This window comes from Streptomyces sp. NPDC050658 (assembly GCF_044457025.1).
In the GTDB taxonomy this organism is placed as follows: domain Bacteria; phylum Actinomycetota; class Actinomycetes; order Streptomycetales; family Streptomycetaceae; genus Streptomyces.
The window spans coordinates 125,731-143,985 of the sequence record NZ_JBITGM010000006.1 but is presented as its reverse complement, the minus strand read 5'-3'; the positions used below and the strand labels follow the sequence as shown (position 1 = coordinate 143,985).

At 70.7% G+C, this 18,255-nt stretch carries 16 protein-coding genes and 1 tRNA gene; 5 read left to right on the top strand and 12 right to left on the bottom strand.

Annotated features, from left to right (window positions below):
- The first annotated feature begins 3 nt into the window (after window positions 1-3).
- Window positions 4-723, top strand: coding sequence for an ABC transporter permease (locus tag ACIBKX_RS21935; protein ID WP_363270382.1), 720 nt, complete (start codon window positions 4-6; stop codon window positions 721-723).
- Window positions 724-965: 242 nt separating this feature from the next.
- Window positions 966-1,052: transfer RNA gene (locus ACIBKX_RS21930), tRNA-Ser, on the top strand.
- A 64-nt stretch (window positions 1,053-1,116) separates the two neighbouring features.
- Here the strand turns inward: ACIBKX_RS21930 and ACIBKX_RS21925 are convergent.
- The 9 genes from ACIBKX_RS21925 to ACIBKX_RS21885 all read right to left on the bottom strand — a co-directional run bounded on the left by ACIBKX_RS21925 (window position 1,117) and on the right by ACIBKX_RS21885 (window position 11,041).
- On the bottom strand, window positions 1,117-1,941 hold the full coding sequence (locus tag ACIBKX_RS21925) for an HAD family hydrolase (RefSeq protein WP_363270383.1): 825 nt from the start codon (window positions 1,939-1,941) through the stop codon (window positions 1,117-1,119).
- Complete coding sequence (gene serS, locus ACIBKX_RS21920; RefSeq protein ID WP_363270384.1) at window positions 1,938-3,215, bottom strand: serine--tRNA ligase; 1,278 nt, start codon at window positions 3,213-3,215, stop codon at window positions 1,938-1,940. Before serS ends, ACIBKX_RS21925 begins: the two co-directional genes overlap by 4 nt.
- Before the next feature lie 628 nt (window positions 3,216-3,843).
- On the bottom strand, window positions 3,844-4,779 hold the full coding sequence (gene pheA / locus ACIBKX_RS21915; RefSeq protein ID WP_363270385.1) for a prephenate dehydratase: 936 nt from the start codon (window positions 4,777-4,779) through the stop codon (window positions 3,844-3,846).
- A gap of 87 nt (window positions 4,780-4,866) precedes the next feature.
- Window positions 4,867-6,099 (bottom strand): iron uptake transporter deferrochelatase/peroxidase subunit, encoded by a 1,233-nt coding sequence (gene efeB, locus ACIBKX_RS21910; RefSeq protein ID WP_363270386.1) that lies wholly within the window; start codon window positions 6,097-6,099, stop codon window positions 4,867-4,869.
- Between the two features lie 6 nt (window positions 6,100-6,105).
- The gene (locus ACIBKX_RS21905) at window positions 6,106-8,094 is read right to left on the bottom strand and encodes a copper resistance protein CopC (protein ID WP_363270387.1); all 1,989 of its coding nucleotides are present in this window, start codon (window positions 8,092-8,094) and stop codon (window positions 6,106-6,108) included.
- Between the two features lie 14 nt (window positions 8,095-8,108).
- Window positions 8,109-8,597, bottom strand: a complete 489-nt coding sequence (locus ACIBKX_RS21900) for a copper chaperone PCu(A)C (RefSeq protein ID WP_363270388.1) — start codon at window positions 8,595-8,597, stop codon at window positions 8,109-8,111.
- Window positions 8,594-9,244 carry an SCO family protein gene (locus tag ACIBKX_RS21895; protein WP_363270389.1) on the bottom strand — a complete coding sequence of 217 codons (651 nt, stop codon included), beginning with the start codon at window positions 9,242-9,244 and terminating at the stop codon, window positions 8,594-8,596. The genes ACIBKX_RS21900 and ACIBKX_RS21895 overlap by 4 nt, the downstream gene beginning before the upstream one ends.
- A gap of 78 nt (window positions 9,245-9,322) precedes the next feature.
- Window positions 9,323-10,045: a YcnI family protein gene (locus ACIBKX_RS21890; RefSeq protein ID WP_363270520.1), complete on the bottom strand. Its 723-nt coding sequence runs from the start codon at window positions 10,043-10,045 to the stop codon at window positions 9,323-9,325.
- 165 nt (window positions 10,046-10,210) lie between these two features.
- On the bottom strand, window positions 10,211-11,041 hold the full coding sequence (locus tag ACIBKX_RS21885; RefSeq protein WP_363270390.1) for a hypothetical protein: 831 nt from the start codon (window positions 11,039-11,041) through the stop codon (window positions 10,211-10,213).
- 258 nt (window positions 11,042-11,299) lie between these two features.
- On the opposite strand from ACIBKX_RS21885, the gene ACIBKX_RS21880 reads away from it, so the two are divergent.
- On the top strand, window positions 11,300-11,740 hold the full coding sequence (locus ACIBKX_RS21880; protein WP_363270391.1) for an ATP-binding protein: 441 nt from the start codon (window positions 11,300-11,302) through the stop codon (window positions 11,738-11,740).
- 68 nt (window positions 11,741-11,808) lie between these two features.
- On the opposite strand, the gene ACIBKX_RS21875 is transcribed toward ACIBKX_RS21880, so the two are convergent.
- On the bottom strand, window positions 11,809-13,245 hold the full coding sequence (locus ACIBKX_RS21875; RefSeq protein WP_363270392.1) for a PLP-dependent aminotransferase family protein: 1,437 nt from the start codon (window positions 13,243-13,245) through the stop codon (window positions 11,809-11,811).
- 47 nt (window positions 13,246-13,292) lie between these two features.
- On the opposite strand from ACIBKX_RS21875, the gene ACIBKX_RS21870 reads away from it, so the two are divergent.
- On the top strand, window positions 13,293-13,790 hold the full coding sequence (locus tag ACIBKX_RS21870; RefSeq protein WP_363270393.1) for a carboxymuconolactone decarboxylase family protein: 498 nt from the start codon (window positions 13,293-13,295) through the stop codon (window positions 13,788-13,790).
- A gap of 105 nt (window positions 13,791-13,895) precedes the next feature.
- Here the strand turns inward: ACIBKX_RS21870 and ACIBKX_RS21865 are convergent, their stop codons facing one another.
- Complete coding sequence (locus ACIBKX_RS21865) at window positions 13,896-15,392, bottom strand: aminopeptidase P family protein (protein WP_363270394.1); 1,497 nt, start codon at window positions 15,390-15,392, stop codon at window positions 13,896-13,898.
- A 146-nt stretch (window positions 15,393-15,538) separates the two neighbouring features.
- The gene (locus ACIBKX_RS21860) at window positions 15,539-16,981 is read right to left on the bottom strand and encodes a PP2C family protein-serine/threonine phosphatase (protein ID WP_363270395.1); all 1,443 of its coding nucleotides are present in this window, start codon (window positions 16,979-16,981) and stop codon (window positions 15,539-15,541) included.
- A 539-nt stretch (window positions 16,982-17,520) separates the two neighbouring features.
- On the opposite strand from ACIBKX_RS21860, the gene ACIBKX_RS21855 reads away from it, so the two are divergent.
- Entirely contained in the window at window positions 17,521-18,225 is a 705-nt protein-coding gene (locus tag ACIBKX_RS21855; RefSeq protein ID WP_363270396.1) for a bifunctional DNA primase/polymerase, read from the top strand.
- The last annotated feature ends 30 nt before the right edge of the window (window positions 18,226-18,255 follow it).

Sequence of the window (18,255 nt, the reverse complement as noted above, 5' to 3'; positions counted from 1 at the left end):
ACCGTGTACGACCCCACTGTCGCCCGGCTCACCTACCGGGCCCTGCTCGGCCGCCGCCGGGCTCTGATCCTCTTCGCCCTGCCCCTGCTGCTCGTCGTCATCGCCGCGGCGGTACGCGGATTCAGCGGCGCCGACGACCAGGTCGCCGTCGACCTCCTGGGCGGCTTCGCGCTCGCCACGATGGTGCCGATCATCGGCGTCATCGCCGGCACCGGCGCGATCGGCCCCGAGATCGACGACGGCTCCGTCGTCTATCTGCTCTCCAAGCCGGTCAAGCGGCCGACGATCATCTTCACCAAGCTGATCGTCGCCATCGCCGTGACCATGGCCTTCTCCGCGATCCCGACCTTCATCGCGGGCATGATCCTGAACGGCAACGGCCAGCAGATCGCGGTGGCGTACACCATCGCCGCCCTGGTCGCCTCCATCGCGTACGCCGCGATCTTCCTGCTCCTCGGCACGGTCACCCGGCACGCGGTGGTCTTCGGGCTCGTCTACGCCCTCGTCTGGGAGGCGCTCTTCGGGTCGCTGGTGGCAGGGGCGCGCACGCTCAGCGTCCAGCAGTGGTCCCTCGCCGTCGCGCAGAAGACCGCGGAGGGCGATCTGGTCACCTCGGACGTCGGCCTGCCCGTCGCCACAGTCCTGCTCGTCGGCGTCACGGTGCTCGCGACCTGGTACGCGGGACAGAAGCTGCGCTCGCTGAAGCTGGCCGGGGAGGAGTAATTAATTCGGTGGCGGGCAACGGGGGGCGCGGGCACAGTAGTTGTGTCACCGCGCCACCACCGTGGCGCCCGCCTACTGGGAGAGGAGCCGACGTGTCCATCAGCAGTAGTCCGTCGAGTTCCCAGCAGGGCAGCCCGCGGCAGGCTTCGGAGTAGTCACTCACTCCGTAGAGCCCCGCCCACGGGGGAGTTGCCCGGGGCGGCCGCTTCGAGCGCGCACTTCGCTGCGCGGGCCGCCCACCCGGAGGATTGGCCGAGTGGTAAGGCAGCGGCTTGCTAAGCCGTCGTCAGGGTTGACGCCCTGCGCGCGTTCGATCCGCGCATCCTCCGCGAGACGTATCGCCGAGTTCGTCCTCAAACGCCGGACGATGGGCTGGATTTCTGCCAGCCCGAGTCAGCCCAGCATCCGTTCCAGCACCGACGCGATCCCGTCCTCCTCGTTGGAATCCGTCACCTCGTCCGCCACCGCCTTCAGCTCGTCGTGAGCGTTGGCCATGGCGACGCCATGGGCGGACCAGCCGAACATCGGGATGTCGTTGGGCATGTCGCCGAACGCGATCGTGTCCGCGGCCTTCGCGCCCAGGCGGCGGGCCGCCAGGGAGAGGCCGGTCGCCTTGGAGAGGCCGAGGGGAAGCAGCTCGACGATGCCCTCGCCGGCCATCGTCACGCCGACCAGACCGCCGGCCACCTCTCGCGCGACCGAGGCCAACTCGTCGTCGCTCAGGCCCGGATGCTGGACGTACACCTTGTTCAGCGGAGCGGCCCACAGCTCGGCGACATCCGTGAACGGGACGGCGGGCAGCGGGCCGTCCTGGACCGCGTACCCGGGACCCACGAGCACCTCGCCGTCGATGCCGTCACGGCTCGCGGCCAGCGCCAGCGGGCCGATCTCCGCCTCTATCTTGGCGAGGGCGATCCCGGCCAGCTGCCGGTCGAGCGTGACCGACGTGAGCAGCCGGTGCTCGCCCGCGTGATAGACCTGCGCGCCCTGCCCGCACACCGCCAGGCCCTCATAGCCGAGGTCGTCGAGGATGTGCCGGGTCCACGGCACGGCACGGCCGGTGACAATGATGTGCGCGGCGCCCGCCGCGGTGGCCGCGGTGAGCGCGTCGCGCGTACGCGCCGAGACCGTGTCGTCGGCGCGCAGGAGCGTTCCGTCGAGGTCGGTCGCGACGAGCTTGTACGGGAAGGACGGGGCGTCGGGAGCAGGGTGGCTCACTTGTTGATGGGCTCCAAGATCTCTCGTCCCCCCAGGTACGGACGCAGCACCTCGGGCACCCACACGGAGCCGTCGGCCTGCTGGTGATTCTCCAGGATGGCGACGATCGTGCGGGGGACGGCGCAGAGCGTGCCGTTCAGCGTCGCCAGCGGCTGGACCTTCTTGCCCTCGCGCATGCGGACCGACAGGCGGCGGGCCTGGAAGCCGTCGCAGTTGGAGGCCGAGGTCAGCTCGCGGTACTTGCCCTGGGTGGGGATCCACGCCTCGCAGTCGAACTTGCGCGAGGCCGAGGAGCCGAGGTCACCGGTGGCGACGTCGATCACCTGGAAGGGCAGCCCGAGGCCGGTCAGCCACTGCTTCTCCCACTCCAGGAGCCGCTTGTGCTCGTTCTCCGCGTCCGCCGGGTCGACGTACGAGAACATCTCGACCTTGTCGAACTGGTGCACGCGGAAGATGCCGCGGGTGTCCTTGCCGTACGTGCCCGCCTCGCGGCGGAAGCAGGGCGAGAAGCCGGCGTACCGCAGGGGCAGCTTGTCGGCCTCGATGATCTCGTCCATGTGGTAAGCGGCGAGGGGGACCTCGGAGGTGCCGACCAGGTAGTAGTCGTCCTTCTCCAGGTGGTACACGTTCTCGGCGGCCTGGCCGAGGAAGCCCGTGCCCTCCATGGCGCGCGGGCGCACCAGCGCCGGCGTCAGCATCGGGATGAACCCGGCCTCCGTCGCCTGCGCGATCGCCGCGTTGACCAGGGCCAGCTCCAGCAGGGCGCCGACACCCGTCAGGTAGTAGAAGCGCGAGCCGGAGACCTTCGCGCCGCGCTCGACGTCGATCGCGCCGAGCGCCTCGCCGAGCTCCAGGTGGTCCTTGGGCTCGAAGCCCTCGGCCGCGAAGTCGCGCGGGGTGCCGATGGTGTCGAGGACGACGAAGTCCTCCTCGCCGCCGACCGGGACGTCCTCGTGGACGATGTTCCCCAGCTGGAGGAGGAGGCGCTTGGTCTCCTCGTCGGCCTCGTCCTGCGCGGCGTCGGCCGCCTTGACGGCGGCGGAGAGCTCGCCGGCCTTCTTCAGGAGGTCGGCCTTCTCGTCACCCGAGGCCTTGGGGATGAGCTTGCCGAGCGCCTTCTGCTCGGAACGCAGCTCGTCGAAGCGGAGCCCGGACGACCTGCGCCGCTCGTCGGCGGAGAGCAGGGCGTCGACGAGCGCGACGTCCTCTCCACGGGCGCGCTGGGAGGCGCGAACACGGTCGGGGTCCTCACGGAGCAGGCGAAGGTCAATCACCCCTCAAGGCTACCGGTGCCCGGTTCCGGCCCACGACTCGATATTCCCCTGTGAAGCGTTATGTCCCATTTGCCGGACTGTGAATTCCGCCGGATCGACGGCGGGGGGTACGTCAATAAAAGGGGCGCCATTCCCCGAAACGGGGCAGAGGAGACGCTCCGTCTTGACCTGATCCCCTTGTGGAGAACGGGACTTGGAGGTGCCGTTGTCCACAGGAATGAGCCCTCCGGAAAAGTTATCCACAGGGTGTGCGAAAGATCTGTGGATGCCGGAAGTGATCATTCCGAAAGCCGCATGTGCGACGAAGGATTCCCGTCCCAAACCATCTTCACACCCACTTTCGAGTGGAAATGGTTCGCTCCAAAGAGTTGATCAAAGGAAAAGGGTGGACGAGGGGTGACGTGAGCGACTGTGGACGGACTTGTGGGGTGTAGGACGATTTGTCGACCATGTCGCGCTTCGTTGTCGACTTGTCCCCAGGTCGAGAGCCCAGCCTGTGGATAACTTTGTGGACAACGTAAATCTGCAGGTAAGACCGGCCGGGTGCGGGCCTGAGCCCAGCTGGATGCGGGCCGGAGCCCGGCTGGATTCGCGCCTGGGTCCTGCCGTGAGAAGACCGGGCGACCGGTCAGAACCGGCCGTCCTGGCACTGCGTCAACCAGTCCGACGCCGCCAGGAACTCACCGTCGGACGTCCCGCGCCGCAGCTTCCGTACGTCGTCGGGCGTGACGCCCGCACGTGGGTACGAGCCGAGGAAGCGCACCTGCGGACAGATCCGCTTCAGGCCCATCAGGGCCTCGCCCACGCGGCGGTCGGTGATGTGCCCCTCGGCGTCCACGGAGAAGCAGTAGTTGCCGATGCCCTGACCGGTCGGCCGCGATTCGATCCGCATCAGGTTGACCCCGCGTACGGCGAATTCCTGGAGCAGTTCGAGCAGCGCGCCGGGGTGGTCGTCGCCGAGCCAGATGACCACCGAGGTCTTGTCGGCGCCGGTCGGCGCCGCAGGCCGGGCGGGGCGGCCGACCAGGACGAACCGGGTCTCCGCGTTCGCCGCGTCGTGGATCTCGCTGACAAGCGGTTCGAGTCCGTACGTCGCCGCGGCGAACTCGCCCGCGAAGGCCGCGTCGAAACGGCCCTCCTGGACCAGCCGGGCGCCGTCCGCGTTGGAGGCCGCCGACTCCCACAGGGCGTCGGGGAGGTGCGTCCCGAGCCAGTTGCGTACCTGCGGCTGGGCGACCGGGTGGCCGGTGACCGTCTTGATGTCCGTCAGCTGCGTGCCGGGGCGGACGAGCAGGGCGAAGGCGATCGGCAGGACCACCTCGCGGTAGATCATCAGCGGCTCGCCCTTGGCGAGTTCGTCGACGGTCGTGGTGACGCCGCCCTCCACCGAGTTCTCGATCGGCACCAGCGCCGCCGCCGCCTCACCGCTCCGGACCGCGTCGAGGGCGGCCGGGACGGACACCATCGGGACGAGCTCCCGGGTGGCCGCTTCCGGGAGCGTACGGAGGGCGGCCTCGGTGAAGGTGCCTTCGGGGCCGAGATAGGTGTAGCGCATCGCCGACATACCGTCACCCTAATGGCCAGTACGTGGCAGGGCTCACGTGTCTCAAGGAGCGGCACCCGTACCGGCTACCCCGAGTTGCCCCCGGGCTCAGCCCTCCAGCAGCCGCTGTCCCACGTACTCGCCCTTGGCGGCACCGCCCGGCACCGCGAAGAGACCGCTCGACTCGTGCCGGATGAACTCCGACAGTGCGTCCCCCCGGTCGAGCTTGCGCTGCACCGGCACGAAGCCGCGGAGCGGGTCGGCCTGCCAGCAGATGAAGAGCAGCCCGGCGTCCGGCTCCCCGTCCTTGTCGAAGCCGTCGTGGTACGAGAAGGGCCGGCGCAGCATCGCGGCGCCGTCGTTCTGGTCGGGCCGCGTGATGCGCGCGTGCGCGTTGAGGGCGATGACGTAATCGCCGTCGGAGCCGGCCTTCTCCAGCTTCGGCTCGGTCGTCTCCGTGCCGCCTGTCAGCGGCGAACCGTCGGACTTGTGCCGCCCGATGACCGCCTCCTGGTCCTTCAGGCCCAGCTTCTCCCAGTCGTCGAGGAGCATCCGGATACGGCGTACGACGGCATAGGAGCCGCCCGCCATCCACGCCGGGTCGCCCTCGGCCGGCACATAGATGCGCCGGTCGAAGTCCTTCTCCGAGGGCTTCGGGTTGTTCGTCCCGTCGATCTGGCCCATCAGATTGCGGCTCGTCATCGGGTGCGCGGTCGCACCCGGCGATCGGTTGAAGCCGTTCATCTGCCAGCGGACCCTCGCCGCCTCGCCCGCGTCCCGCTGGATCGCGCGCAGCGCGTGGAAGGCGACCAGCGAGTCGTTCGCGCCGATCTGCACCCACAGGTCGCCTTCGCCGCGTGCCTTGTCGAGGCGGTCGGAGGAGAAGTCAGGCAGCGGGTCCAGTGCGACCGGGCGCTGCTTCTCCAGGCCCGTACGCCCGAAGAAGCTGCGGCCGAAGCCGAAGGTGACGGTCAGGGACGACGGGCCCGCGTCCCGTGCGACAGCCGTGTCGTCGCCCGTGGCGGTCTCGCCCGCCATCAGCTGCTCGGCCGTCGCCGACCAGCGGCGCAGCAGCGCCGCCGCTTCCTTGCGGCCCGCGCCCGCCGCAAGGTCGAAGGCGATGAGGTGGCCCTGGGACTGGACGGGTGTCGTGATGCCCGGCTGATGTTTCCCGTGAAACATCACCCGTTCGGCGCCCAGCGAGGTCAGGGCGACCGACTGCGGCGCTTCGTCCGAGGACGCCGCCGCATACCCGGCCGCACCGCCCGCCGCACCGAGTGCGAGACCGGTGGCACCGGCCGTGCCGAGCAGCCGGCGCCTCGAAATCCCGTTGTCCGCCATGGTCGTTCAGCCGATCTGCGCGTTCTTGTTCACGGTCACTTGGTCGATGTCGGAGGTCCGCACGGTCACCGCGATCTTCCAGTTGCCCGCCATCGGGATCTGTACGCCGCTCGCGCTCCAGTGTCCGGTGGCGATGTGGTCGGGGGCGACCGGCAGCGGGCCGAGGTCCTTCGACTTGAGGGTCAGGGAGACCTTCACCTCGGGGACGTCGAAGGCGCTGCCGTTCGGCCGCTTCACATAGAGGTGCAGGTCATTGCTGCCGGTGCGGCCCGGATCCAGGTCGAGCTGGACCGTGCCCTTGCCGTCCTCGCCGCCCGTGTCGAAGGGGAGCTTCAGGCTGAGCGGGCCGGACCGCTGTGCGGCCTCGGCGGCCGTCTTCGAGGCGGCGGCCTCCTCCTCCGTACGGCCGGGCTCGGTGGAGGTGAGGATCGTCGTGACGGCGAGCAGGACGACGGCGACGCCCGCCTCGGCGAGCACGGAGCGGCGCAGGCCCGACCGGAGCGGATCGGCGTCGCGGATCCGCTTCTCGCGGGCGGTGTTCATGGCCGTCTGCTGGCGGGCGAGCTGGGCGGCACGCTTGGCGTCCTTCGGGCCCTTGGCCTTGGAGTCAGCTCCGGAGGAGCCACCGGCGCTTCCGGAAGGCACCGTCACCGGCTTCTTCTCGGCCTGCTTCGCCCGCTTCTCGACCACCGCCGCGGCGGCCGCCTCGGGCGCCATCCCGCCTGTCGCCTCCGCGATACGGGCCGTCCAGCGCCGCGAGATCCAGGCGATGCCGACGAGGACGACGACCAGGCCGACCTTGACGAGAAGCAGCTGTCCGTACGACGTACCGGTGAGCGCCGACCACGAACCGACCTGCCGCCACGACTGGTAGAGCCCGGTCGCGGCCAGCGCGACGACGCTGCAGAACGCGACGCGGGAGAAGCGCCGCACGGCCGTCCCCTCCACCGAGGGCGCGAAGTAGAGGGCGGTCACCAGTGCCGCGAGACCGCCGAGCCAGGCGGCGACGGCGAGCAGATGCAGCACGTCGACGGGCATGGCGAGCCCCGCCTGGATGCCGGTCGAGGCGTGCTCGGCCATGGCCCAGGTCGCGGCGAGGCCGATGGCGACGACCGTGCCGCCGATCGCGAGCCCGAATGTGAGGTCCTTGCGCTCCTTGGGGTCGGTTCGCTTTTCGTACGCACCGAAGAGCACGGCGATGAAGAGGGCGGCCGCGGCGAGCAGCAGCAGCCGGGAGACCAGCGCGGCGCCCGTCTTCGTCTGGAGTACGTCACCGAGCTCGGCCATGTCGAAGGCGTCGGCGATTTTCCCCGACCCCGTGTAGGGCGCGCGGAGCAGCAGCATGACGAGCGTCGACGCGGTGAGCGTGACCCAGCCGGAGACCACGAGGCGCTGCACGGGACGCACCCCGGCACCGCGCGGCCAGCAGCCGAGCACGAACGCCGCCCCGCCGACGACGAGGATGAACCCGGCGTACGAGAGGTAGCGGGCGAAGCCGTAGAGGCCGCCGACGAATCCGCCGCCCACCTCTTGGTCCGGCAGTGCGACCTTGGTGTCGGACGGCGCGCCCACGGAGAAGGTGAACGCCCCGGAGATGGGATGGCTGTCCGCGGAGACGACCTGGTAGGCGACGGTGAACGTGCCGTCGGGCAGCCCCTTGTGCAGTTTCACGCCGTACGTGTTGGACCCGAGGTCACTGGTCTTGCCCGAGTCGACGCGCTTGCCGGCCGGGTCGAGCACCCGTACCGAGCCGTCGGACATGGCGACCTTCTCGGAGAAGGTCAGCGACACCTGGCCGGGTGCCTTGTCGACCACCGCCCCCTGCTTCGGGTCGCTGCCCGTCAGCGCGGCATGCGCGGAGACGGGCGCCGCGGAGGCCAGCAGGGCGCCCAGGAAGGCGACGACGACGAGCAGGAGCCGTCCGACGCCGGGAGTGATCCCGAGGCGCGCGGCGGCTCCGGAGTGGGCTCCGAAGCGGGGAGCGATGGTCCGCATCAACGATCAGTCCCTCAGTGCGACGTGTGCTTGCCGTGCTCGGGGTTGTACGTGGCGGCCTTCACCGGAACCTCAAGTTCTATGGGCTCCGATTTCGCGAAGTGCAGCGTCACGGACACCTTGTCGCCCGACTTCGGCTTGTTCTTGAGCTTCTCGAACATGAGGTGGTTGCCGCCGCGGGCGAAGTCGAGCTCGCCGTTCGCGGGCACGGCGAACGACTTCTGCTCCTTCATCGCGCCGCCCTTGGTGCTGTGCAGCGTGACCTTCTCGGCGACCGGGCTGGTCACCGAGGTGAGCTTGTCGGCGCCGCCCTTGTTCGTGACGGTGAAGAAGCCGGAGGCCATGGTGTCCATGGTCGGTTCGGGCATGAAGGCCCCGCTGACCTTCAGTTCGGGCTTGGCGGAGGCCGACGAGTCCTTGTCGCCGGACGAGTCCGAGCAGCCCGCGAGGGCGAGCCCCGCCGTCAGCGCCACGGCCCCGCTGATCAGAGTGCGGCGGTTCACGGAGTCTCTCCCTTGATCAGCTTGGGGAGGTCCTTGGTGTAGTCGTCCACGGTGGCGTCCTCGCCGTACAGGACGTACCCCTCGTCGTTCTTCGGGGAGAACGCGATGACCTGCGTGCCGTGCATCGACTCGATCTTGCCCTTCACCTTCTTGGAGGGCTCGATGCTGATGCCGAGGGTGCGGGCGCTGCCCTGGATGGTGTCGAAGTCGCCGGTCAGGCCGATGAAGTCGGTGTCCTGGGCCTTGAGCCACTTGCCGAGGGGCTTGGGCGTGTCGCGCTCGGGGTCGGTCGTGACGAAGACGACCTGGAGCTTGTCCTGCTCGGCCTTGGGCAGCTGCTTCTTGGCGACGGCGATGTTGCTCATCGTCAGGGGGCAGACGTCGGGGCAGTTGGTGTAGCCGAAGTAGATGAGCGTCGGCTTGCCCTTGGTCTGCGCGCGCAGGTCGTACTTCTTGCCGTTGGTGTCCGTGAGGACGAGGTCCGGCTTCTCGAAGGGCTTGTCGAGGACGGTCGCGGCCTTGTCTCCGTCGGACTCGACGGAGACGTCCGCGACGGGCTTCTTGCCGTCGTCACCGCCGCCGCAGGCGGACAGTGTGAGGGCGGCCGCGGCCAGCATGGCGGCGGCGAGCAGCTTCTTCTTGCGCATACGAAAATGTCCCAGATGTGAGGGGGCCCGGGCGCACCGGGGGCGGGTGAACGACCCCGGTGCGGCCCGGAAGGTGGGTCAGCTGTTGGCGCGCCGGCGGCCGGCGAGGACCCCGAAGGCCACGCCGGCGGCGCCGACGACGATGCCGACGATGCCGAGGACGCGCGCGGTCGAGTCGCTGCTGTCGGCGGACGCGGACTCGCTCTTGTCGTCCTTGGCCTCGGCCTTGTCGTCGTGGGAGGCCGCGGCGCCGTGCCCGCCCTCGGACGCGGCGACCAGCGGCAGGGCCGGTGCCGGGTGCTCCGGCTCCTCCTGGCCCTTCTGCTGGGGCTCGATCCAGCGGACGACTTCCTTGTTGTCGTACGTCTGGACGGCCTTGAAGACGAGTTCGTCGGCGTCCTCGGGGAGCGCGCCGATGGAGAGCGGGAACTTCTGGAAGGAGCCCGGCTCGACGCCCTTGCCGTCGGCGGTCCAGGTGACCTTGGAGACGGCCTCGTCGATCTTCTCGCCGTGCATCTCCAGAGGCTTGTCGAGCTTGGTCTTGGTGACCTTCGCGGTCCAGCCGGGGACGGGCTGCGTCATGACGGACGCGAGGGGGTGCTCCTTCGGGAAGGAGATCTCGAGCTTGTTGGTCGAGGCGTCGTCCATCTCGTTCGGCACCTTGAAGTTGACCGTGGCGTACCCGCCCTTGGCGGCCTCGCCCTCGGCCGTGACGCTCACGTGCGCGAAGGCGGGGACGGAGAGCAGCAGGACGGCCGAGGCGGCGATGCCGCCGACGACGGAGACGCGGGAGGCCTTCACGCAGGACAGGGCAGACAGAGCAGACATGGCGGAACACTCCACTTTCAGCGGTGGTGATCAGTTGGGGAGGGCGCGCGGCGACGAACCGAGCGGGCACGCGCGCGTGGCGGCCACCGGCCGCGATGCCTCTCCGTAGAGCTGAAAAACGTGGAGTGCGGCGTCGCGTCAGGCGGCGAGTCCGAGTGCGTCGGCCGTCGGCGGGCCGCGCCTGATCACGGTGTGCTGGAGGGTGACGGTGTCCGGCTTCAGCGGTACGAGATGTCCGGTGCGCGGGGTCCTGGAACGCGTGTCGGGGGCACCCGGAAGACCGGCCCGCAGGGCGCGCACGAGAGCGAGGGCGCCGCGCAGGGAACGTACGAGCGCCCCTTCGGCGACTCCGTACGCTCCGTGGGCCGAGAGCCGGACGAGCCGGAGCAGCGCGATGTCGCCGCGGCGCAGCAGCCAGCCGGCCGCGACCGCTGCGAGCACGTGCCCGAGCAGCATCGGCAGCGAGGGAAGCAGCGACATCGAGTCCATCGCGGAGTCCGCGGCCATGGCCCCGCTGCCGTGATGCATGGCGTGCTCGCCGCCCGTGGCGCCCGCGCCGCCCGGCTCGAGACCGGCGGACGTCAGGATCCGCTGGGCCTGCGCGGGGCTGATCGTGGCCGTGCCCGCGCCGCACACCAGGCGGGCGGCGCGTTCCACCAGGGAGGCGTCGGCGGACGACACCGCGGTGCCGCCGTGCTGGCCGGCCCCGAAGAGCGCGTGCAGCCCCACCTGCCCCGCCGCGAGCGCGGCGGCGATGCCGGGCAGCGAACGCTCCCGGCCGGCGAGCGGCGCCGCGACGGCGAGGACGGCGAGGAACCCCACGCCGAGCGTCCACAGCGGGACGGAGGCGCAGGAAGCGAGCACATGGCCCCCGGCGGACAGCACGACGCAGAGCACGGCGAACACCGCGGCTCTCAGCAGCCGGAGGTCCGCTCCGGTGCGCGCCTCGCGCTGGTGGGGGGCAGTCATGGCGGGGCCCATCATCGCACTGGGCCCACCCGCGGCACACGGCAGGTCCGCAAGCTCCCATGGATGGCGATCGGCACCGATCAGTTCCGGTGGATGGCTGTGCGAGGTGAAATGCGCACCTTTGGGTGACCCGGCTACACCGTTGCGCGCGGTCCGCGCGTCGGCCGTATGGGCGGCATCACTTCAACTACGCGCTTATTGACGGGCGCTTGCGGCAATACGTATCGGTATGTCGAGCCGCGGCCAGGAGGCTGGAGCATGAGCATGTGGTGGTCTCTCCATTTGCGGCGCGAGGCTGCGAGCGTCCCGCTGGCCCGTCGGCTCCTGATCGGCACGATGGAGACCGCGGGCGTCGATCCGGACGTCTCCTACGACCTGTCGGTGGCCCTGAGCGAGGCCTGTGCCAACGCGGTGGAGCACGGCGGGGCGCGGGCCCCCGAGGGGCAGGCCGGGGCGTATCGGGTCACGGCCTATCTGGACGGCGAGAAGTGCCGTATCGAAGTGGCCGATTCCGGCCCGGGATTCGTCCCGGTGGCGGTACCCGCCGCGGACACCGCGGAGCACGGCAGGGGCCTGTACCTGATCCAGGAGCTCGCCGATCATGTGTACTTCGGGAACAAGCCCGGCCGGGGCGGAGCGGTGATCAGCTTCGACAAGATCCTCAAGTGGCGCGAGGACACGCCGCTGGTGACGGCCTGAGCCAACCGCTGGTCACGGCCTGAGCTTCCTGGGTCTCCGGAGGCCTACCTGGACCTCCGCCGGTCGCCTCAGCCGGGCGGCAGCGCCCTGCACAACGCCTCCAACGCCGCTCCGTAGGCATGCTCCGGAGGCGTCGAGTAGCCGACCACCAGGCCGTCGGGCGCGGGCATCGTGGCGTCCGGGTGGCGGAAGTCGGCCAGGCCCTCCAGCGCGAGGCCCTGCCAGGCGGCTGCCTTCGTGGTCGACTGTTCGGTGCCGGGCGGCAGCCGCAGGACGGCGTGCAGGCCCGCGGCGACACCGGTCGGGCTGATGTGCGGGGCATGCGCGGCGAGGGCGGCGACGAGCTGGTCGCGGCGGTTCCGGTAGCGCTGCCGCATCCGCCGGACGTGCCGGTCGTAGTGGCCCGACTCGATGAACTCGGCGAGCGTCAGCTGGTCGATGACACTGGCCCACGCCTCCCGCTCGCCCTTCGCCGCGAGTACGGCGTCGACGAGGTGCTCCGGCAGGACGAGCCACCCGATGCGCACCCCCGGAGAGAGGCTTTTGCTGACCGAGCCCATGTAGATGACGCGTTCGGAATCCAAACCCTGTACGGCGCCCACCGGCTCGCGGTCGTAACGGAACTCCCCGTCGTAGTCGTCCTCCAGGACGAGACCGCCACGGGTGCGCGCCCACTCGACGACCGCCGTGCGCCGGGTCGGGTGCAGCGGGCCGCCGGTGGGGAACTGGTGGGCGGGCGTGAGCAGCACGCCGCGGATCCGCCGCTCCTCCGTCAGCTCCTCGATCCGGGCGCCCCGTTCGTCGAGGCCGAGCGGCACCGTGCGGACGCCGGCGGTCGCGAGGATCGAGCGATGGAAGCCGAGGCCGTACGACTCCACCGCCAGCGGTCCCCGGAGCATGCCGCCCGCCCCGGCGCCGAAGAGCAGCCGCAGGGCGTGCGCGAACCCGGAGCAGACCACGATCCGCTCCGGATCGGCGCGCACCCCACGCGCGCGCCCCAGATAGCCGGCGAGCGCGCGGCGCAGCTCAATGCGCCCCCGCGGGTCACCGGGCCCGAACGCCTCGTTCGGCGCCGCACCCAGCGCCCGCCGGGCGGCGGCGAGCCACGCGGTGCGCGGGAACGAGGCGGCGTCCGGCGTGCCCTGGCGCAGGTCGTACGCGGGGGCCGCGGGCGTCGCGGGGCGGGTGGGCGCCCGCTTGGGGACGCGCGTACGGGAAGGCGGCGCCGCGCGGTCGGCCACCCGCGTCCCGGACCCCTGCCGCGCGGTCAGCCAGCCCTCGGCGACCAGCTCGGCGTAGGCGTCGGCGACGGTGTTGCGGGCGATGCCGAGATCGGCGGCGAGGGAGCGGTAGGGCGGAAGCCGCGTCCCCGGAGCGAGCCGTCCCTCGCGCACGGCGTCCCGCAGGGCACGGATGAGAGCGGCGCGGCGGCCACCCGACCCGGAGAGCTCCAGGTGCAGGTCACTCCCGATGCGCTCCGCCAAATTGACCCATGATTCCGGCATAGAAGTGCACCCTATCCAAGGTCTATCGGGGCCGTAGATTCATGGTCATGACGAACAACGAGAACGCCACGCAGACCGCCGCCAAGACCCGCACGCAGGCCCCCCGCATCAACTTCGCCAAGGCCGCCCCCAAGGCCTTCAAGGCCCTGATCGGCTTCGACGCGGCAGCCCGTGACGGCCTCGACCCGGCCCTGGTCGAGCTGATCCAGATCCGCGCCTCGCTCCTGAACGGCTGCGCCTACTGCCTCCACATGCACACGTCCGACGCCCGCAAGGCCGGCGAGGACGAGGCACGCCTGCACATGGTCGGCGTCTGGCGCGAGGCCCGGAACTTCTTCACGGAGAAGGAGCAGGCGGCGCTCGCCCTGACCGAGGCCGTCACGCTCGTCGACCGGGGCGGCGTACCGGACGACGTCTACGCCCGCGCGGCCGAACACTTCGACGAGGAGGAACTCGCCCGCGTCCTGGCCCTGATCTTCACGATCAACACCTGGAACCGCATCGCCCTGAGCACCGCCAAGGTCGCGGGCGAGGATGAGCGCTGAGCTTCCGGAGCGCGCGCGAAGGGGCCGGGCATCCCGTGAGATGCCCGGCCCCTTCTTAAAGAAGACCCTCAGTTGGAAAAGAAGACCCAGCCCTTGCGCGAGGACTCAGCCCTTGAGCTCGGCCATCCACGCCTCGACGTCATCGGCCCGCCGCGGCAGCGCCGCCGACAGGTTCCTGTTGCCGTCGGCCGTCACGAGGATGTCGTCCTCGATGCGCACGCCGATGCCGCGGTACTCCTCCGGCACCGTCAGGTCGTCCGCCTGGAAGTACAGGCCGGGCTCGACGGTCAGGCACATGCCGGGCTCCAGGACGCCGTCCACGTACGTCTCGGTGCGCGCGACCGCGCAGTCGTGGACGTCCATGCCGAGCATGTGACCGGTGCCGTGCAGGGTCCAGCGGCGCTGCAGACCCAGCTCCAGGACGCGCTCGACCGGGCCCTCGACGAGGCCCCACTCCACCAGCTTCTCGGCGAGCACGCGCTGCGCGGCGTCGTGGAAGTCGCGGTACTTGGCGCCGGGCCTGACGGCCGCGATTCCGGCCTCCTGGGCCTCGTACACGGCGTCGTAGATCTTGCGCTGCAGCTCGTCGAAGCGGCCGTTGATCGGCAGCGTCCGGGTCACGTCGGCGGTGTAGTACGTGTGGGTCTCCACACCGGCGTCGAGCAGGAGCAGCTCTCCGGAGCGCACCGGGCCGTCGTTGCGCACCCAGTGCAGGGTGGTGGCGTGCGGGCCGGCGGCGCAGATCGAGCCGTAGCCGATGTCGTTGCCGTCGACGCGGGCGCGCAGGAAGAACGTGCCCTCGATGTAGCGCTCGCTGGTCGCCTCGGCCTTGTCCAGGACCCGGACGACGTCCTCGAAGCCGCGGGCCGTCGCGTCGCACGCGTTCTGCAGCTCGCCGACCTCGAACTCGTCCTTGACCAGACGGGCCTCGGAGAGGAAGACGCGCAGCTCCTCGTCGCGCTCGGCCGTGACCTTGTCGGTCAGGGCGGCCTGGATGCCGGCGTCGTGGCCGCGGACGACACGGACGGGCCCCGTGGCCTCGCGCAGCTTGTCGGCGAGCTCGCGCACGTCGGAGGCGGGGATGCCGTACAGCGTCTCGGCCTCGGTGAGGGAGTGCCGGCGGCCGACCCACAGCTCGCCCTGGCCGTCCAGCCAGAACTCGCCGTTCTCGCGGTTGGAGCGCGGCAGCAGGTAGATGGTGGCCTCGTGGCCGCTCGTGCCGTCCGCGAAGTCGGCGGGCTCCATGACGAGGACGCCGTCCTCGGTCTGGTTGCCGGTCAGGTAGGCGTACTCCACGGAGGCGCGGAAGGCGTACTCCGTGTCGTTGGAGCGGGTCTTCAGGTTGCCCGCGGGGATCACCAGGCGCTCGCCCGGGAAGCGCGCGGAGAGCGCGGCACGGCGGGACGCGGTGTGCGAGGCCTGGGCGACCGGCTGCAGGTCGTGCAGCTCGGTGTCGGCCCAGCCGGACTTCATGTTGTCGGCGAGCTCGTCGGAGACGCCCGGGTACAGACCGTTCTTGCGCTGCTTGATCGGCTCTTCTTCGGACTCGATCTCCAGGGTTTCCGGGGTCTCCGGGTACTCCGGAATGAGCTCCTCCGACACGATCTGCCTCCTATGTACGACACTGGGCCCTCCCCATCGTACGGGCGTACGGAAGGGGTCCCAGGGCCGGAAGGCCTGTTACATCCCGTAGTGCGCGGGTCACTCGGACGACGGCTCGGACGGCACTGCGGACAGGCCGTGAGACCTCACTCGAAGCGGGCCGCGAGCAGGACGACGTCCTCCTCGCTCTCGACCGCGTCGAGACCGTCGGGAAGGACGGTCCGCAGCACGTGGTCGACGAGCGCGTCCGGGTCGTCGCGGACGGATTTCGGCACGCTCGCGGCGGCCGCGTGCAGCCGCGCGAAGGCCCGGTCCATGGGGTCTCCGGTGCGGTGCAGCAGCCCATCCGTATAAAGAAGCACCGTTTCTCCGGGCTCCGGCTGGATCTCCACGCTGGGCGCCTCCCAGCACGCGAGCATCCCCAGCGGCGCCGAGAGGGAGGTCTCCACGAACTCCGTGCGCCGCTCGCCGATCACGAGCGGCGGGCTGTGTCCGGCCCCGGCCAGGACGATCTTGCGCAGGGCCGGTTCGCAGAACGCGAAGAGGGCCGTCGCGGACCGCGCGGGCTCGGTCAGCCGAAGGAGCAGCTCCAGATCGGAGAGTACGGCGACGGGGTCCTCGCCCTCCATCACGGCGTACGCCCGAAGGCTCGCCCGCAGCCGCCCCATCGCGGCGACGGCGCTGGGTCCGGACCCGGTGACGGAGCCGACCGCGAGGCCGAGCGCGGCATCGGGCAGCGGCAGCGCGTCGAACCAGTCGCCGCCTCCGCGCGCGGAGGTCCGGTGCCGGGCGGCGAGCTGCACTCCGGCGACCCGCGGCAGCCGCGAGGGCAGCAGCTCCTCGCGCAGGGTGGCCTCCGTCGAGCGGGCGCGCTCCAGCTCGATGAGACGTGCCAGGTGCTCGGCGGCGTGCCGGGTGTAGAGGCCGATGAGGTGCCGCTGGCGCTCCACGGGGGCGGCGGGCTCGTCGTACAGCCACACGGCGGCGCCGACCAGGCCCGCGGCCTCGGTGGTCAGCGGCAGGGCGTAGCTGGCGGCGTACCCGAGCCGGGTGGCGACCTCGCGGTGGCGGGGGTCGAGGGCGTCGTCGGCGAACAGGTCGGCGTCGACGATCTCGGTCTGGGTGCCGGACGGCGCGGGCGGGGCGTCGAGCAGCCGCCCGAAGGAGGTGGCGGCGCGGGGCACCGTCTCGATGTGGCCGAGGTCGGCGCGGGCGAGGCCGAGGCCGACCGTGGTGTCCGGCCCGAGGCTGTCTGAGGGCTCGAGGACGAGGAGTCCGCGCCGGGCGCCCACGAGGGCCGCTCCGGCGCGCAGAAGCTCGTGCAGGGCCTCGTCGAGGGTGGCCGTGCGCCCGAGGCGCTCGGTGAGTTCGTGGAGTGTCGTCAGATCGGAGATCCAGCCCGCGAGACGGTCCTGGATCATGACGGCGGGGGCGGCCGGGGCACCTTGGACCTGTGGTGCGGGCGCGACAGTGTGGGCTGGTGGCGGAACAGTTGAATCGATTCCGGCCACTTTCGGGAGGTGCGGGGCGGTCATGGCTGACGGCTTTCCGGCTGGTGCGTATTGCTCAATAGCATCGCAAACCCCCATGTCATTCTGCGCCGCTAGCAATGTTCTCCACATCTACACGCACTGGAGAGGGGATGTCCAGCATTGTCCAGCCGGGATTCCTGGTGTCCGTGGGCATTCTGTGGCGTTTCGGCGATCTTGGTAACTTGGCTCAAAAGTGCCTGAGGCGACGGCATATTGCGATCGACTGACGTTGTTCGGCAAGGGGTACCTCCCGGCCCGCAGGCTCGGGAGGCGCGTCACAGCGGCCGTGTTGGGTACGTACTCGGTGATGACCAGGGGCAGTTGAGATCCGCCCGGAACCTGGCGACGGACCCGGGCGTCTTAACTCATGACGACCGTGCCCCATCCTCCCGTGGGGGAGGCGGCGAATAAGTACGCGGGACAGCAATCGCCAGGCACCGCCACCCCACGCCACGTTAACGCTCGGCCCATAGGGGATCCCCATGCCGCAGGCTGGGGTGTGATGCGCCAGTTGTACGCACAGCGAAGTGATCCACACATGGTGTGATGTGGCCCGCCGTGTTCCTCGGCGTGTAAACGGAAAGGAACGAGCGCTCATGCGCGAGATCCTCGGAAGGCGACGCAGGCTCCTGTCCAGGCTCTCTGAGCTGTCCGGACGCACCGGGCTCAGCGGCAGGAAATCCACCCGGAGTCCCGGTCTGATCGGCGCGGCCCTGACCTTTGCGACGGCATGGCAGTGGCCCGTGGTGCCGGGCGTCGGTCTCGACCGGCGGGACGGCACCCGCTGTGCCTGTCCCGACCCCGACTGCACGGTGCCAGGAGCGCATCCCCTCGACCCCGGCCTGCTGGCCGCGACCACCGACGCGCGCATGGTGCGCTGGTGGTGGACGAACCGTCCGGACGCGCCCATCGTGCTCGCCACCGGCGCCGGCGCCCCGTGCGCCGTCAGCCTTCCCGCGCTCGCGGGCGCGCGCGCCCTGGCCGCACTCGACGAGGCGGGCATCAGGCTCGGACCGGTCGTGGCGACCCCGGCCCGGCTCTTCCTGCTCGTCGCGCCGTACTCCATGGAGCAGTTGGGCGAGCTGCTGTACGCCAAGGACTGGGTGCCCGGCTCGCTGCGCTTCCACGGGGCGGGCGGATATCTCGCGCTGCCCCCCTCCGAGACCGGGCAGGGACCGGTGCGCTGGGAGCGGGCTCCGCTGCCCGGATCCGCGGCGCCGTGGGTGCCCGACGTCGAGGCCGTGGTGGACGCCGTGGTCGACGCGCTCACTCGTACGGGTGTGAGCGCGCCCGAGTTGTAGGGGAAATGGGCGTGCGGCGAGCCGCACGCC